The organism is Novosphingobium taihuense (assembly GCF_007830315.1).
Lineage (GTDB): Bacteria > Pseudomonadota > Alphaproteobacteria > Sphingomonadales > Sphingomonadaceae > Novosphingobium > Novosphingobium taihuense.
On record NZ_VLKJ01000015.1, the window covers coordinates 1 to 16,690 of the forward strand.

General features: G+C 64.3%; 13 protein-coding genes and 1 tRNA gene. 4 read left to right on the forward strand and 10 right to left on the reverse strand.

All coding sequences use genetic code 11. From position 1 onward, the window contains the following. Together uxaC and IQ25_RS19080 are read left to right on the forward strand one after the other, a co-directional pair. The coding region (uxaC, locus tag IQ25_RS19075; protein WP_144907877.1) for a glucuronate isomerase at positions 1-1,195 on the forward strand (1,195 nt) is incomplete at its 5' end. Beyond that, positions 1,192-2,577 carry a mannitol dehydrogenase family protein gene (locus tag IQ25_RS19080; protein ID WP_258537075.1) on the forward strand — a complete coding sequence of 462 codons (1,386 nt, stop codon included), beginning with the start codon at positions 1,192-1,194 and terminating at the stop codon, positions 2,575-2,577. The genes uxaC and IQ25_RS19080, both read left to right, overlap by 4 nt. Here IQ25_RS19080 and IQ25_RS19085 read toward each other — a convergent pair. From IQ25_RS19085 to IQ25_RS19130, 10 genes are all read right to left on the reverse strand, one after another. After that, positions 2,574-3,992, reverse strand: a complete 1,419-nt coding sequence (locus tag IQ25_RS19085) for a sensor histidine kinase (protein WP_144907878.1) — start codon at positions 3,990-3,992, stop codon at positions 2,574-2,576. The genes IQ25_RS19080 and IQ25_RS19085 overlap by 4 nt on opposite strands. Before the next feature lie 93 nt (positions 3,993-4,085). Next, positions 4,086-5,012, reverse strand: coding sequence for a Vgb family protein (locus IQ25_RS19090; RefSeq protein ID WP_144907879.1), 927 nt, complete (start codon positions 5,010-5,012; stop codon positions 4,086-4,088). Positions 5,013-5,033: 21 nt separating this feature from the next. Continuing rightward, on the reverse strand, positions 5,034-6,803 hold the full coding sequence (atzF, locus tag IQ25_RS19095; protein WP_144907880.1) for an allophanate hydrolase: 1,770 nt from the start codon (positions 6,801-6,803) through the stop codon (positions 5,034-5,036). Continuing rightward, positions 6,800-10,408: an urea carboxylase gene (gene uca, locus IQ25_RS19100; protein WP_144907881.1), complete on the reverse strand. Its 3,609-nt coding sequence runs from the start codon at positions 10,406-10,408 to the stop codon at positions 6,800-6,802. Before uca ends, atzF begins: the two co-directional genes overlap by 4 nt. Beyond that, positions 10,405-11,037, reverse strand: a complete 633-nt coding sequence (locus tag IQ25_RS19105; RefSeq protein ID WP_144907882.1) for an urea amidolyase associated protein UAAP2 — start codon at positions 11,035-11,037, stop codon at positions 10,405-10,407. The genes uca and IQ25_RS19105 overlap by 4 nt, the downstream gene beginning before the upstream one ends. A 14-nt stretch (positions 11,038-11,051) precedes the next feature. After that, complete coding sequence (locus IQ25_RS19110; RefSeq protein WP_144907883.1) at positions 11,052-11,888, reverse strand: urea amidolyase associated protein UAAP1; 837 nt, start codon at positions 11,886-11,888, stop codon at positions 11,052-11,054. After that, the gene (locus IQ25_RS19115; RefSeq protein WP_144907884.1) at positions 11,885-12,358 is read right to left on the reverse strand and encodes a CopG family ribbon-helix-helix protein; all 474 of its coding nucleotides are present in this window, start codon (positions 12,356-12,358) and stop codon (positions 11,885-11,887) included. The genes IQ25_RS19110 and IQ25_RS19115 overlap by 4 nt, the downstream gene beginning before the upstream one ends. 11 nt (positions 12,359-12,369) lie before the next feature. Further along, the gene (locus tag IQ25_RS19120) at positions 12,370-13,128 is read right to left on the reverse strand and encodes an ABC transporter ATP-binding protein (protein WP_144907885.1); all 759 of its coding nucleotides are present in this window, start codon (positions 13,126-13,128) and stop codon (positions 12,370-12,372) included. Then, positions 13,125-13,940: an ABC transporter permease gene (locus tag IQ25_RS19125; protein ID WP_144907886.1), complete on the reverse strand. Its 816-nt coding sequence runs from the start codon at positions 13,938-13,940 to the stop codon at positions 13,125-13,127. Before IQ25_RS19125 ends, IQ25_RS19120 begins: the two co-directional genes overlap by 4 nt. A 28-nt stretch (positions 13,941-13,968) precedes the next feature. Further along, the gene (locus tag IQ25_RS19130) at positions 13,969-15,072 is read right to left on the reverse strand and encodes a putative urea ABC transporter substrate-binding protein (protein WP_220094565.1); all 1,104 of its coding nucleotides are present in this window, start codon (positions 15,070-15,072) and stop codon (positions 13,969-13,971) included. Positions 15,073-15,265: 193 nt separating this feature from the next. Here IQ25_RS19130 and IQ25_RS19135 point away from each other — a divergent pair, with 193 nt between their 5' ends. Further along, positions 15,266-16,150: a sterol desaturase family protein gene (locus tag IQ25_RS19135; protein ID WP_144907887.1), complete on the forward strand. Its 885-nt coding sequence runs from the start codon at positions 15,266-15,268 to the stop codon at positions 16,148-16,150. Positions 16,151-16,364: 214 nt separating this feature from the next. After that, a tRNA-Met gene (locus IQ25_RS19140) sits at positions 16,365-16,441 on the forward strand. Positions 16,442-16,690: the final 249 nt, after the last annotated feature.

Here is a 16,690-nt window from a genome sequence, read left to right on the forward strand (position 1 = left end):
GGGCGTGGCGCTGGAAGATCTCGGCGTGCGCAACAAGGGCGTGGACCCGCGCGCGGCGTGGCGGCTGTTTGCCGAGCGCTACTGGCTGTTCCGCGGCACGCCTTCGCGCATGTGGCTGGACTGGGTCTTCGCCGAGGCCTTCGGCATGGGCGTGCAGCTGAGTGCCGAGACGGCCGACCTCTACTACGACACCATCACCGATATGCTCGCCACGGACGCGTTCCGCCCGCGCGCGCTGTTCGATCGCTACAACATCGAGGTCATCGCCACGACCGAGAGCCCGCTCGACACATTGGAGCACCACGCCGCGATCCGCGCCGAAAACGCGCGCGCCGACGGGTGGCAGGGCAAGGTCATCACCGCCTATCGCCCCGATCCGGTGATCGATCCCGAGTTTGAGGGTTTTCAAGCCAACCTCGACCTGTTCTCCCACCTGACCGGCGAGGATTGCCGCACCTGGACCGGCTATCTTGCCGCGCACCGTCAGCGCCGCGCGTTCTTCGCGTCGATGGGCGCGACGAGCACCGACCATGGCCATCCGACGGCCGCGACTGCCAACCTATCCGCCAGCGAGGCCGCCGCGCTGTTCGATCGCGTCGCCTCTGGGAACTTCCATTCTTCCGACGCCGAACTGTTCCGCGCGCAGATGCTGACCGAGATGGCGGGCATGAGCCTCGAGGACGGCCTCGTCATGCAGATCCACCCCGGCTCCTTCCGCAACCACAACGCCGCGCTGTTTGATCGCTTCGGCCGCGACAAGGGCGCCGACATCCCGATGCGGACCGATTTTGTCCACTCGCTCAAGCCGCTGCTCGACAGGTTCGGCAACGAGCGCGATCTTTCGATCATCCTCTTCACGCTGGACGAGAGCGCCTATGCCCGCGAACTCGCGCCCCTGGCCGGGCATTACCCGTGCCTAAAGCTCGGTCCGGCATGGTGGTTCCACGACAGCCCCGAGGGCATGAAGCGCTTCCGCCACATGACCACCGAGACGGCGGGCTTCTACAACACCGTCGGTTTCAACGACGATACCCGCGCCTTCCTCTCGATCCCGGCCCGACACGACGTTGCCCGGCGCATCGACTGCGGCTTTCTGGCAGAGCTGGTCGCCGAGCACCGCATCGAGGACTGGGAAGCGGCGGAGCTGGCACAGGACCTGTCGTACAACCTGGCGAAGAAGGCCTATAACCTGTGAAGCGCCTGTCGCCCGGCACGCTGGCGGCCTTGCCCGCCGAGGTTGCCCGCCCGCTCTACCATCGCGAAGCGCAGAAGGTCGGCATCGTCCACTTCGGCATCGGCGCGTTCCACCGCGCGCATCAGGCCTGGTACACAGATGCGGCCCTGAATCTGGATAACGGGAATGAGGGTGATGCTGATTGGGCCATCACCGGCATCTCGCTCCGCTCGGCAGGCGTGGCGCGGCAGATGAACCCGCAAGGCGGGCTCTACACCGTTGCCGAACAGAGCGCCGAGGGCGCGAGGCTGCGGATCGTCGGATCGGTGCGCAACGTGCTGGTGGCAAGCGAGGAGCCTGACGCGGTAATTGCCGCGGTCGCCGCGCCTTCAACGCAGATCGTCAGCCTGACGGTGACCGAGAAGGGCTATTGCCGCAGCGCTGACGGCACTCTCAACTTCGACCTCGCGCACTCCCTGAGCTTCTACTACTTCGTCACGCAAGGTCTGCTGGCGAGGGCCAAGGCCGGGCTTGGCGGCGTGACGCTGCTGTCCTGCGACAACCTTGCCGACAATGGCGCGAAGCTTGAGAGCCTGATGCTGCAGTACCTCGCGCGGCACGAGCCTGATCTTGTGCCATGGTTCAAGGCAAACTGCACCTGTCCCTCGACGATGATCGACCGCATCGTGCCTGCCACGACGGACGAAGACAGGGCAATGGTGGCAAAGGCGCTGGGCGGTCTGAACGACGATGCCTGCGTGGTGACCGAGCCGTTCAGCCAGTGGGTGATCGAGGATCGCTTTGCGGGCCCGCGCCCGCGCTGGGAAGCGGTTGGCGCGCAGCTGGTATCCGAAGTCGGCCCCTACGAGACCGCCAAGCTCAGGATGCTCAACGGCGCTCATTCGCTGCTCGCCTATTGCGGGCTCAAGGCAGGCTACGAATACGTCCACGAGGCTATCGCCGACCCGGCCCTGCGGCAACTCGCCACAAGCCTGATGCGCGAGGAAGCCGCCCCCACGATCACGCCCGCTCCCGGACAAGACCTTGCCGCCTACGCCGAAGCGCTGATCGCCCGCTTCGCCAACCCCTGCCTCAACCACCGTCTGATCCAGATCGCCATGGACGGATCGCAGAAGATCCCCCAGCGCTGGCTCGAAACCCTCGCCGCAACCGCCGCCCAAGGCAGGACCTGCCCTGCTATCCTCCAAGGCATCAGCGCGTGGATACACCACTTGTCTGGTGCCAACGGACCGGTCGACGATCCCATGGCCGACAAACTCACCCCCATCGTCGCGCGCGCTGATACCCCCGCGCAGGCAGCAACCGAAATCTTCAGCGCAAACGGACCATTGGCAGGATACTGGACACCGCAAACGCGGGATTTTGAGGCAATCCTGCCTTAGCCCAGCGCAGAACGCGGGATGCTGATGCGGCAGAACACGCCTTCGGGGAGGAACCGGTAGTCCAGCTTCCCCCCGATGCCGTGGGTGACCGAGCGTTCGATCAGGCGCGTGCCAAAGCCGCGCGACTTGGGGGCGGTCACAGAGGGACCTCCGGATTCCCGCCATTGCATGACCAAGGCCTCTTCCTCCAGCGCGGTCGCACGGCACAGCACCTCGACACTGCCGTTGGCCGACAGCGCACCATACTTTGCCGAATTCGTGGCGAGTTCATGCAGGACCATGGCCATCGCTTGGGCAGTGCTGGACTTGAGCACGAGATCGTTGACAACAGGGTCGAGGTCGACGGCGATGCCATAAGGCGTCAGCTCGTCGGCGATGAGAGCCTGAAGCTTCACGCCATCCCAGCGGTTTTCCGAAAGGTGGCTGTGCGCGCGGCTGATTGCAGCGATGCGGCCGATCAGCGCCTCCTTGAATTCGGCGACCGAGCCTTGCGCCTTCATCATCTGGACGATCGACTGTACCACGGCGAGCAGATTCTTGGCGCGGTGGTCGACCTCGCGAGTCAGCAGGTCTTCCCTTTCGCGCGCCTGCTTGAGGTCGGTAATCTCCACGCAGAAGATGCCGACGCCACGGCGCTGACCATCCGGGCCATGGACCGGATAGAACACTTCGGACCATGTCCGCTTTACGCCTGGCCGGGCTGGTGTCTCGCCCGAAATCTCGACCCCGCGCATCACTTCGCCGCCTTCGAGCACGGTGCGCAGCAGCGGTTCGGCCGATGCCCTGAGATCGGGCAGTAAATCCCATACGTTGCGGCCGATGTGGTCTTCGGGGGTAAAGCCGTTCATTTCGGCAAGTGCCGAATTGATGCGGGCAAAGCGCAAGTCGGCGTCGAGCAGGCCGAGGCCGACCGGGGCCTCGTCGTAGATCGCCTGGAGTTCGTCGATCACGCCGAGCAGGTGGGCGCGCTGTTCGGCCTGCCATTCGCCATCCCGTTCGAGATGCTGCTTTGCTGCGATGAGGTCCATCGCGCTGGTGCAGAGCGCGTGGACCACTTCGAGCACGATTACAGTCGACGGTACGAAGACCAGCAGAGCGATTCCAGCGCCATCTCTCAGTTCAACGCCGCCTGATGGCCTCACAAACATGTACCATGCCAGGACCCAAGCCAGCACAGTTGCGGAGTATCCGGCGATGCGGCCGCCGAGGAAGGTTGCGATCACGATGGCCGGATAATAGGCCAGCAGTGGCGCGGGGGCAGGGTCACCCATCATCAGGCGCACGCCCAACGCCGTGCCGACGAGCAACAACGCAGTGGCTATGCCCGGAATGGGGCGTCCCAGCAGGGCATGACATAGCGAAAACGGCCAATGGCCGAACAGTTGCGTCTCGCGCTGTCGGCGGTCCGACGCCATGCCCCTGATTCCCTTGGCCTTCTCCGCCAACCGGACGGCTCAAGTGGCTATCTTGCCCGACTTTGCCGCTTGCGCAATCCCGCTTCGTCGCATTCAGGGTTTCGGCAGCGCCTTCAGCCCGGAAACCGGCCACCAGGATAAAGTGTGAACGTCATGCGCAGAGGTCCACATGCCCTTCGGCGTATAGCGCAGCGCGCCACTTCCGGCAGGCTTGCCGCCGCGCTGGGCTACGGTCATCGTTCTGGGATCGATCGCGGCCCAAACCTGATCGTCGGTGGTGCGCAGCCAGACCTTGCCGTCGCCGGTATCGATATCGCCCCACTTGAGGTTCGCGCCGACCTTGACCCGGCCGACCACTTGGCCAGTAATCGGATCGGCGCGGACGAGGGTGCCATCGCCCTGTTCCTGCACCCACACGCCGCCTTCGCCTGCGGCGAGAAAGCCGGGCATCGTTCCGAGCGAGGCGCGGGTGACGACGGTGTTGGTCCTGGGGTCGATCTTCTGCAGCGTCTGCTTGGTGGCGCTGACCGCCCAGACGGCGTCATAGCCGAAGGTCACGTACCAGGTATCGGGATCGACGGGGATCGAGGCGACCACGGTGTTGGTTTCAGGATCGACGCGCGCGACGGCGCCCTCGGGCTTGCTCGCCAGCCAGATTGAGCCTGCGCCATTGGCCACGATCAGTTCGCCCTGCTTCTGGTTGGCGATGCCGGTGGGAATGGAAGCGACGATCTTCGCGGTTTCCAGATCGATCCGGACCAGCGAGCCATCGGCGCAATTGGCGACCCAGAGCGAGCCGAACGCCACGGTCATTGCACCGCAGGGCCTTGCTATGGCGACTTCGGCGAGCTTGCCGTTGCGTGACCACTTCTCCACCTTGCCGCGATTGGTGGCCCAGACCGCATCGCCATCGACGGCGAGGAAATCGGCAAAGCCGGGTACGGTCTGCGCCTGTTCGACCTGCGAGTGAGCGAAGGTCGGGGCCAGAGCGGCGGCGGCGAGGAGCAGTGTGCGGAGCATGGGAGAAATCCTTCCGGCCAATCAGCTACGCGAGGCGATGTAGGCGCGCCATCCGCCAAGGTGCGTAATGTCCTCCGCTCCGGCCAGCGCACGCGGTTCGGCGACGAAACCCTTGACGCTGCTGCCGTCCGCCAGTGTGACCGTGCCGATGGCAAGCGGCGCCGGCACTTCGACGGTGAAGCTGCCGAACTCGGCGAGGCCAAGTTCATAGACCTCGAGCTTGATCGCCGCACCGCCTTCGTCAAACACCAGCGCGGGCTTGGGCGGCACGCTGTTTGCGATGGCGTAGAGCTTGTAGGAGGGCGCGGTCTCGAAGGCACCGACGAATTTGGCGTCTCGCGAGGTCAGTTGCCAGTGCAGCGGCATGCCTTCGAGGTGGGCTCCGACAACGGCGAGTTTCACGGTCTGCATCTTGCCCTCCAGATCGAGCGGGGGTGGGGGAGTGAGGTTGGCAGCGCCCAGCCACTGATCGGCGGCATCGAGCAGGGCGCGGTCGGTTGCTGCGGGGCCAATCAGCGTGATGCCGAAGCCCGAGCCATTGTGGCGCACGCCTGCCGGGACCGCGACGGCGGCCATGTCCAGCAGATTCACGAAGTTGGTATAAAAGCCCAGGTTGCTGTTGAGGGCTACAGGGGCCACCGCCAGTTCGGCCACACGATAGGTCGTGCCGGTCGTGGGGAAGGCGAGCATGTCCACGCATTCCCACAGCTGGTCGGCATGGCGCTTCAACTCGGCCATGCGGTAGATGCCGTTCCACAGTTCTACCGCAGTCTTGTCCCACCCGGCTTCGACGACGATGCGTACCGTTGGGTCGATCGCTTCGGGATTGTCTTTCAGCAGTTCGGCGATGGCAGCGGTGCGTTCGGCCACCCACGGGCCGCCGTAGAGCAACTGGGCTGCTTCGAGCAGCGGGGCGATGTCGATTTCCACGATATCAGCCTGTTCGGCCAGCGTGGCCAGAGCACGGTCGTACAAGAATTCGGACTCGCTATCGCCGAAAAATGCACGCTGGTCGCGGCGGGGGACACCGATGCGCTTGGGGCTGAGTGGCGTTTCAAAAAGCTGGCGCGACCACGGATCGCCTGCGTCGAACCCGGCGACCGCATGATCGACCAGCCTTGCGTCGATGGTGTCGGACGCGAAGACGGTGATGCAGTCGATCGAGCGGCAGGCGGGGACGAGGCCCTTGGTGCTCCAGCGACCCTTGGTGGGCTTGAAGCCGATCAGGTGGTTGAACGCAGCGGGCACGCGGCCCGAACCTGCCGTGTCAGTGCCCAGCGCGATGGGCACAAGCCCTGCGGCAACGGCAATGGCCGAACCGGAGCTTGAACCGCCACTGACGTAGTCGCGGTTGTAGGCGTTGCGCGGGATGCCAAAGGGGCTGCGCGTGCCGACGAGGCCGGTGGCGAACTGATCGAGGTTGGTCTTGCCCACGCAAATCGCACCTGCGGCCTTCAGGCGGGCAATGACGGTTGCGTCTTTTTGTGGGGCATAGGCAAAGGCGGGGCAGGCAGCGGTGGTTTCAAGGCCAGCGACGTCGATGTTGTCCTTGGCCGCGAAGGGGACGCCGGCCAGCGGCAGGACTTCGCCTGTCGCCACGCGGGCATCGATGGCACTGGCTTGGGCCAACAGACTTTCTGCCGAGGCCCGGCTGATCCAGACTTGCGGCTGGATTTCATCGTATGCAGCGATGCGGGCGAGGGTTTCCTCGATCACGCTGACTGCGGTTACTGCGCCCGAGTTGACTCCGGCGGCGAGGGCGGCTGCGCTGCGGCGGTCGAGCAGAGTCATGCGCTCCTCCGCAGGGCCAGCATCGGGGTTCCGGGCTGGAGCGATTGACGCTCCTTTATGTAGAGCGCGGCGATGGTTCCGGCCCCCGGACTCTCGACCGGACATTCCATCTTCATCGCCTCGATCACCGCAATGGTCTCGCCCGCCTGTACGGTGTCGCCGGGCTGGACGAGCAGTTTCCAAACGCTGCCGCCGAATGGGGCTTCGATCAGGTCGGCACCTTCCGGAACGTCAACCGCATCTTCAGCCGGGGCTTCGCTTTCGGTCAGCGCGTTGACCCGGTCGAACTCGCCACGGCGCTCCCACTCGGCGCGCTCGGCGTCGAAAGCGGCCTTGCGGTTCGCCTCGAAGCTCTCAATGGCCTCGGCATTGTCGGCCAGAAACCTGCGATAGTCGGACAGGCGGAATTCGGAGGGTTCGATCCGAAGTGCGCGCTTGCCGCTGGGGAAATCGCGGCGCCATTCGGCCAGTTCCTCTGCGCTGACCGGATAGAAGCGGATCTGGTCGAAGAAACGCAGCAGCCACGGCTTGCCCTCGATGAAGTCTGCCGTCTGTCGATGCGTGTTCCACACCTGCACGGTGCGGCCGAACAGTTGGTAGCCGCCGGGGCCTTCCATGCCGTAGATGCACATGTAGGCGCCGCCGATACCGACGACGTTCGGCGGGGTCCAGGTGCGCGCCGGGTTGTACTTGGTGGTGACAAGGCGGTGGCGCGGGTCGACCGGGGTGGCAACCGGTGCGCCGAGGTAGACATCGCCGAGACCCATTACGAGGTAGCTCGCTTCGAAGATCAGGTTCTCAACCGCAGCAACGTCGGGCAAGCCGTTGATGCGGCGGATGAATTCGATGTTGTCCGGGCACCACGGCGCATCGTCGCGCACGGCGCTCATGTATTTCTCGATCGTCTCGATCGTGGCCGGATCGCGCCAGCTCAAGGGCAGGTGGACAATGCGCGAGGGGATCGCGAAGTCCTCGAGATCGCCAAGACGCTCCTCCGCCGCGATCAGGGCGGCGAGGGCAGCGGCCTGCGTCAACTGCCGCCCGTCGTAATGTAACTGGAGCGAGCGGATTCCGGGAACGATGTCGATCACGCCGGGCAGCGCCATGCGCTCGAGTTCGGTCATCAGTGCGTGGACGCGGATACGCAGTTCAAGGTCGAGGACGATGGGGCCGTACTCGACGAGGATGTTGCGATCGCCCTGTTGCCGATAGACCGTGCGCGGACGTCCGGTTGCTGCAGGTACTTCGCCGAGGATCGGGGTCTGCGTCGCAGTGTCGCAAGTACGGCTGGAGCCGGGCTTCTTGCCCGTTTCGAGGTAATGCTGCTGCGCTTCGTCAGCTGCAACAGCTTCGGCCATGGTCACCGGCACGAAGCGCACGCGGTCTCCGGGAACGAGCTGGCCAATCTTCCACAGGTCCGCCGCGATCACCACGAAGGGGCAGACGAAGCCGCCGAGTGAGGGCCCGTCAGGGCCGAGGATGATCGGCATGTCGCCGGTAAAGTCCACCGCTCCTATGGCATAGGCGTTGTCGTGGATGTTGGACGGGTGCAGCCCCGCTTCTCCGCCATCACGCCGCGCCCACTCGGGCTTGGGGCCGACAAGGCGCACCCCGGTGCGGTTGGAGTTGTAGTGCACCTGCCACTCGGCGGTGACCACCATGTCGATATCGTCTTCGGTAAAGAAGTCCGGCGCGCCGTGTGGGCCATAGAGCACGCGCACGCACCAGTCGGTCGGGAGCGACGGCAGCGGGGGCGGGGCGAGGGGGGCGTCGGTCGGTTCATTGGCGAGATGCAGGACATCTCCGGCAACGAGACGGCGAGCGGCGTGGCCGCCGAACTGGCCCAGCTCGAAGGTGCTGCGACTGCCAAGGTAGGGGGCGATGTCGAGGCCTCCGGCGACGAGCAGGTAACCCCTCATACCGCCTCCGGCTGCCCTGCCGATGCTGAGCGTTTGCCCTGCCTTTGCCTCGAAGAGTTGGCCTGGAGTTAGCGGTTTGCCTTCGAGAGTTGCCCCGAAGTCCGCGCCGGTGAGGCACAGGGTTGCGTCGGCCGAAAACAGCAAGGTGGGGCCGGTGACGGTCATCTCCAGACCCGCAGTGCCTTCGGGATTGCCGAGCAGGCGGTTGCCGAGGCGGAAGGATTGGTCGTCCATCGGTCCTGATGGCGGCACGCCCACGGCCCAGAGGTGCTGGCGGCCCGGCCAGTCCTGAACGGTTGTGGCGGTGCCGCCGCTGATCACGCGGATCGATTGCGGTGCAAAGACAACGTCTTCGAGCGCAACAGTTGAGACTTCACCTGAATTGAAGGCAGGCGCGGCGACGACGCTGCGCAACCAGCGCAGGTTGGTCTCGATTCCATCGACGCGGGACTTGGCCAGCGCCTCCTGCATTGCAGTGACGGCCTCGGCGCGGGTGGGCGCGTGAACGATCAGCTTGGCAAGCATGGGATCGTACCACGCGCTGACCTCGGTGCCGGCCATGACCCAGGTTTCGGCTCGGATGTCTGATGGGAATTCGACACAGGTCAGTGTGCCCGAGGTCGGGCGGTAATCGAGCGCCGGGTCCTCGGCATAGAGGCGGATCTGGACCGAGTGGCCGCTCGGCGTGGTGGGGGCACTGGCGAGAAAGCTGTAATCCCCGGCCGCCCCACGGATCATCCACTCGACAAGATCGACGCCCATGACCATTTCGGTTACGCCGTGTTCGACCTGCAGCCGGGTGTTCATTTCGAGGAAAAAGAACTCCTTGCGCTCGGAATCGTAGAGGAATTCTACGGTGCCTGCCGAGCGGTAGCGCGCCGCTTCGCCCAGGCGGATCGCGGCGGTGTAAAGGGCCTTGCGCACGGATTCGGGCAGAAGCGGGGCCGGGGCTTCTTCGACGACCTTCTGGTTGCGGCGCTGCAACGAACAGTCGCGCTCACCCAAGGCGACGACTCGGCCTTGGCCATCACCGAAGATCTGCACTTCGACATGGCGGGCGCGGCGGACGAAGCGCTCGAGGAATACGCCCGCATCGCCGAAATTGCTCTGGCCCAAGCGGGCGACCGCGGCGAAGCCTTCGCGAATGTCGTCAGCGGTCTCACACACGCGCATGCCGATGCCGCCACCGCCTGCGGTCGCCTTGAGCATTATCGGAAAGCCGATTGTCTCGGCGGCGGCGAGGGCTTCGTCCTCGCTGGTCAGCAGGTTGCTGCCGGGGGCGAGGGGCACGCCGTGGGCTGCTGCAAGTTCGCGCGCGCTGTGCTTGAGGCCGAAAGTGCGGATGTTGTCAGGCGTTGGGCCGATGAAGATGATGCCCGCTTCGGCGCAGGCGGCGGCGAATTCGGTGTTTTCGGATAGGAAGCCGTATCCCGGGTGGATTGCGCCCGCGCCGGTGCGCTTTGCCGCATCGATGATCGCGGCGATGTTGAGGTAGCTTTCCGAAGACCGCGCGCCACCGATACACACGGTCTCGTCAGCCTGCGCGACATGGAGCGAAGCTTCATCGGCCTCGGAATAGACCGCGACCGAGCGCAGGCCCATCTTGCGCAAGGTGCGGATTATCCGGGTGGCAATTGCGCCGCGATTGGCAATCAGAACGGTGTCGAAGGCAGGAAGGACGGTCATGCGCTCACGATCATGCGGACGGGGGTGGGGTTGAACGCGTTGCAGGGGTTGTTGATCTGCGGGCAGTTCGAGACGACGACGATCACGTCCATGTCTGCGCGCAGGTCGACGGTGAGTCCGGGAGCGGAAATGCCGTCGACGATGCCCAGCGCGCCGTCAGCCTCTACCGGCACGTTCATGAAGAAGTTGATGTTCGAGACGATGTCGCGCTTGCCACGGCCTTCCCAAAGGTTGGCTTCGAGGAAGTTCTCGACGCAGGCGTGCTGCGACTTGGTGTGATGTCCGTAACGCAGGGTATTGGATTCGCAGGAACATGCGCCGCCGATGGTGTCATGATAATCGACCGCGCTGCCGGTGATGGTCATCAGCGAGCGGCCTTCGTTCGACAGCAGGCGGGTGCCTTCGCGCAGGAACAGGTTGCCCTGCGCTGCCACGGTATCCTGAGCGCTGTAGCGTTCGGAATCGTCGGCAGCGCTGTAGATCAGAAAATCGACCGCCTGATTACCTTCGAGATCGACGATACGCAGCGTTTCGCCCTTCTTCACGTGATGCAGCCATGGCGCGCGGGCGGGGACGATTTCGTCGTGGACGATGCTGCCGGAAAGGCCGGAGAGGTGGGGATCGGTCATGAGGCCTGTCCTTTTCAGCGGCGGTAGAAGTCTTCGACGTTGAGGAAGGCGCGCTGGCCCTCCGGCGTCGCGTTGCGGATCGGGTCGGCCTCGGTGGTCAAGGGCCCGCGCCATGCGGTGAGGCGCAGTGGTGTGACGGAGTATTCCGGCCTTGGATCAAGGATATGTGGGACGTTTGCGACAACCACGATCACGTCCATTTCGGCGCGCAGCACCACGCTGCGGCCGGGGGCATAGGGGCCGACAAGCGGGGTGATGGTGCCGTCGTCCTCGATGCGGGTGCCCTTGAACAGGGTGACGCAGGGGTGGACATCACGGCGGCCGAGGCCGTGCTTGGCCGCGCCCAGCAGAAAGCGGTCGCGCCCGTTGGGATAGGCCCCGCTGTTGCGGCCCTCACCGTACTTGGCGGCGTTGGTTGCGGCGTTGGAGGTGCCGCAGAAGCAGTCGTGGGTGCCGGCATCATCGGCCTCGATGCTCATCAGCACGCGGCCCATGTCGGACAGCAGGAGTTTGCCGGTGCCGAGGTAGGCGTTCCACTGGACCTTGACCGTATCGGCAAAGTTCAACCGCTCGGTCGGCATTTCGGCGTTGAAGAGGTTGAGCGAAGCGCAGGCGTCGCCCTTGACGTCGATCAGGCGCAGGCGGGTGCCTCGGGCAATGCGGCGCGTCGCATAGCCGCCGGAGGCGACCGTTTCTTCCCAGAGCAGGTCATCGGCGTTCACGCCTTCGGGAAGGTCGCTCGCCACAGGCGGGAGGATCGGCATCGCTTCCACAACCGTTCCAGCCATCGAGCGGGCATGGTCGCGGGCGGCGTTGGGGTTTGCTAATGTAGAGGTGGGGGCGTCGGTCATGCGGCCGCTCCTTTCTTCGATCCGGGGCCTGCCTCTGACAGAGGCGGCAGCAAGGCGGTGGTGGTGACAAGCTGGAGTTGCTGGACGCCGCGCACGCGGCGCAGCGCATCGGCAAGACCCTTGAGCCGGGCGGCGGGGCCCTGCACCAGCAGGACTTCCAGCGACTGGTCATCCTTGAGGAAGACGTGCTGGGTGGAGATCACTTCGGTCTGGAAATCGGCCTGCGTGCCCGCCAGCTGCTGGCGGACGCGGCCCCGGTCTCCGCGATAGACGAGCGTGATGGTGCCCGCGAGCATCTCTTCGGGCCGAGTCAGCGCCTCATGCGCGGCGAGGGCGTGGCGGATCAGTTCGGCGATCAGCTGCGAGCGCGATGGGAGCTGGCGCTCCTCGACCATCATGTCGAGTTTGCGGAACAGGTCCGCGGGCAGGCTCATGCTGAGGCGGGCAAGGCTGGCGGGTTCGGTGCTCATGGTCGCCACCCTCACGCCGCTTCGGTTTCTGGTTCGGGGGCGGGCTCGTCCTTGCGCAGCTCCAGATCGTAGACCGCCGTTGCGCCATAGCGGTGCGGAGCGTGAGGATCGTGGCGGCGCTTGTCGAGCGCGAGCACGCGGGTGCCGAGCGAGAAGGCCTCCTTGATATCGTGCGTGACCATGATGATGGTCAGGCCGAAGTCCTGCCACAGCTTGCGTATCAGCACGTGCATGTCGGCGCGGATGCCGGGATCGAGCGCTCCGAAGGGCTCGTCTAGCAGGAGAATGCGCGGGCGCATGATCAGGGCCTGCGCGATGGCAAGACGCTGCTGCATGCCGCCCGACATCTGCGATGGGTAAAGGTAAAGGCTGTCCCCCAGGCCCACCGACTGGAGCATCGCGATGGCCTCGGCCTCGGCGGCCTTCCTGGCGCTGCCAAACAGGCGGGCCAGCAGCGGCGCCTTGGTGCATTCGAGGCCGAACATGGTGTTCTGCAGCACGGTCAGGTGCGGGAATACGGAGTAGCGCTGGAACACAACGCCGCGATCCGGGCCGCATTCACGCGCCAGCGGCTCTCCATTGAGCGTGATCGAGCCTTGCGAGGGCACTTCCTGCCCGAGCACGACTCGCAGGAACGTGCTCTTGCCCGCGCCCGAGGGGCCAACGACCGAGACGAACGAGCCTTGGGCAACGTCGAGATCGACCTTCTCGAGGACGATGCGGTCACCATACTCGACCCAGACGTTTCGAAGGGAAAGGAGCGCGCTCAATGCTTCTCTCCGTGTGCCCAGGGGAACGCCTTGCGGCTGAGGGTGTTGAGGCCCCAATCCATGGCGATGGCGAGTAGCGCGATCCATGCGACGTAGGGAATGATCACGTCCATCGCGAGGTACCGGCGGACGAGGAAGATGCGGTAGCCAAGGCCGACATCGGAGGCGATGGCTTCGGCTGAAATCAGGAACACCCATGCCGGGCCAAGCGCGAGGCGCAAGGCTAGGATAAGGCGGGGCATGGCCTGGGGCAGGGCGACGCGGATGAGGATTTGCCAGCTTCCCGCGCCCAAGGTCTGCGCTTTGGCCAGCATCTCGCGTGGTAAAGTCCCCACATGGCCAGCGACATCGCGGATCATAACCGGGGCGATGCCGATGACGATCAGTGCGACCTTGGCGGTCTCTCCCAGACCCAAAGCTACGAAGAGGATCGGCAGGAGTGCGATCGGCGGGATCACCGCAATGCCGGTGACGAGCGGGCCGAACGTGGCACGGACAGGGGGCAGGGCGCCGAGGACGAGGCCGACCAGCAGTGCCATCAGAGTGGCGATGCTCAGCCCGAGACCTAGCCGTTGCAGGCTGGCGAGGGTATCGGCCCAGAACACCACCGTGCCGGAGAGTACATCCGTCTTGGTCATCTGCGACCAGAGGGCGGTGGCCATGCCGGAGGGAAGCGGAAGGATCTTGTCGACCGGGTTCACCGCATGGCGTGCATAGGCGGCGAAGAGGTAGACGATCACCAGCAGCAGGATCGGCACGGCACCCAGCGCGAGGCGCTGCTTGCGATCCGGTTCGCGGTTTACCCAGCGCATGAGAAACTATCCCGAAATATCGAGGAGATCAGAGCTTTCCGTCGGCGGCGAGCTTCATGAAGCTGTCGTCGAAGCGCAGGGTGACATGAGCAGGATCGCCGAGCGTCTTGTCACCGGGGAATGCCATGCCGACAGCATCGGCAGAGGAGGCCCCGGGAAAGAGGCCCTTCGAGAAGCTGAAATCGCGCACGCGGGTCATCGTCTCGATAAGCTTGGGGTCCTGCGTGGCGGCGACAGCGTCCTTGGCCTGCGCATAGAGGAAGGTTGTCTTGATCTGGGTTTCGAAGACGTCAGGCGTGGTGCCGGCGAGCTTGGCCATCGCGGCGCGGGCTTGCTTGCCCTGCTCGTCTTGCGCGGTCATCACTTTCATCGTGTCGTACCAGATGCCCGCCAGCGCCTTGCCAAGATCGGGGTTGGCCTTGAGCGTGGCAGTATCGACGACCAGCAGGTCGAGGATCTCGCCGGGGATGTTGGCCGAGGTGAAGACCGATGAGACACCGGGTTGCGCGCCCATCACTGAAAGCTGCGGGTTCCAGGCGACAGCGGCGGTGGCCTCGGGCGAGGCGAAGGCGGCGACAATGTCGGCGTCCGAGGTGTTGATCGTCTTCACGTCGGTCAACGACATGCCGTTGTTTCCGAGTGCGCGGGCGAGCAGGTAGTGCGAGACCGAGAGTTCGGAGAGATAGACCTGGCGGCCCTTGATCGCGGCAAGGCTGTTGGCACCTTTAAGCAGGATGCCATCGTTGCCGTTGGAATAGTCGCCGATGATTATCGCGCTGGTATCCTTGCCGCCGGCGGCGGGGATGGTGAGAGCGTCCATGTTGGCGACGGTCACGCCATCGAACTTGCCTGCCGTGTACTGGTTCACCGATTCGACGTAATCGTTGACCTGCACGACGTTGATCTTGATGTGGTACTTGTCGGCCCACTTTTTCACGATGCCGGCCTGCTGCGCATAGGGCCACGGCATCCACCCTGCGTAGATCGACCAGCCGATGCTGAATTCGGTGCGCTTCTCGGCGACTTTCTCACCACCCGAGCACGACGCGAGAGCCAGTGTTGCCGCGATCAGTGCGGATTTCCCGACCTTGCCGAGATGGGCACCGAAGCGCGCCGTGAAAGCATGAAGCACCAGCCATTCCCCTTCGTGGAGTGAGCGTTGTCGCTGCCCTGGGACCGGTGGTCGGTGGTATTACGAACAGCTGCGTTGGTAATACCTGCCCGCCTCAATCTGCGGATACGTCGATTGACGTAGCGGTCGTCGTGGCTGCTTCGTGCCAAGTGCGTTACAACAATCAGGCTATGGGGCTTTAGCGAGCATCGTCATGAACGTCAGGAAGTTCGCAGTCGATATGCTGCCGCCGGTCACGCTGGCGATTGTCGTTTCCTTCTGGGGACTTGCGCCAAAGGCGTGGGTCGAAAGCACTTGGACCGCGATCATCATGACCGCGCTGGTCACGACATGGGTGCTGGGACTCGAACTGGTGTTCGAACGCCACGAAGGCTGGAGAATGAACCGGCGCGAGTTCTTCACTGACCTGTTCTACATGGTGCTGAACGCCACGCTGATCTCGAAGGTTTCGCAGATGGTTGGCGAGGCTCCGCTGATGGCCTTCAAGAAGGCTGCCGGGATTGCGACGCCGTGGGCGGGCGAGATGCCGTTCCTGGCGCAAGTGGCGCTGGTTCTGTTCGTCTACGAGTTCGGGCAGTACTGGATGCACCGCCTGATGCACAATTCGACGCCGTTCTGGCTGACCCACGCGCCGCACCACCACATCACCCAGCTTAATGCGATGAAAGGCGCGGTGGGCAATCCGATCGAACTGGTGCTGATCAGCCTGAGCATCGTGGTGATGTTCGACGTGTCGCAAGCCGCGATCATGGGGGCGTTCGGGGCGACGGGCGTGATCTCGACCTTTGCCCATGCCAACGTGCGGTCAGACCCGCCGAAGTTCTATTCGTACTTCTTCACCACGATCCGCCACCACAGTCTGCACCATTCGGTCCCCTATGAGGACACGCGCTGCAACTATGGCAACTCGCTGATCCTGTGCGACCGTATCTTCGGAACCTACAAGGATGGCGAAGCTTCCGAAGTGGGGCAGGATGACCGCAGGCGGCTGTCGATTTACGAACAGTGGGTTTTCCCGTTCATGCCGATGGTCAGGGCATGGCGAGACCGCCGTCGCGAAGGTATGGTTGAAGGTTGAGGCGCTGCCTTGTTGCGACCTTGCGGTTTCGCTGAAGGCAAGTTCGGATAGGCCGGGCCGCGTCCCGATCATTGGGGCTGGTTGATACGGATTCGACCGGGGCTTTGAGCCCACAGCGCAAACCATGCAAAAAATGCGGCTTACCCGGTTGACCGCACCGGCAGCCGAAGCTAGGAGCGCGGCCTGCCAAGCGGACTTTCGGTCTGCAGCTTGGGGCGGAGTAGCTCAGCTGGTTAGAGCAGCGGAATCATAATCCGCGTGTCGGGGGTTCGAGTCCCTCCTCCGCTACCAAAGACATTCGCTGGAAGCTTCTTTCGTCTTCCACATCTTTCCAGAAGATCAGCAAAAGCAGAGGTTTGCGCCACTGGCCAGTCTCTATACCCAACAATCCTGACTGCTTCTCAGCAAGCGAGTTCGGCTTGCTGGGGTGCTTGCGCAGCTCGCACTGTGGTTCCACTTTTCCATTTCGCAGGTCGTCGCGGACCGTATGGGAGACCAACCCGTGCGTCAGCGGGTCTCCCGGATCAGCATCCCTTCTGT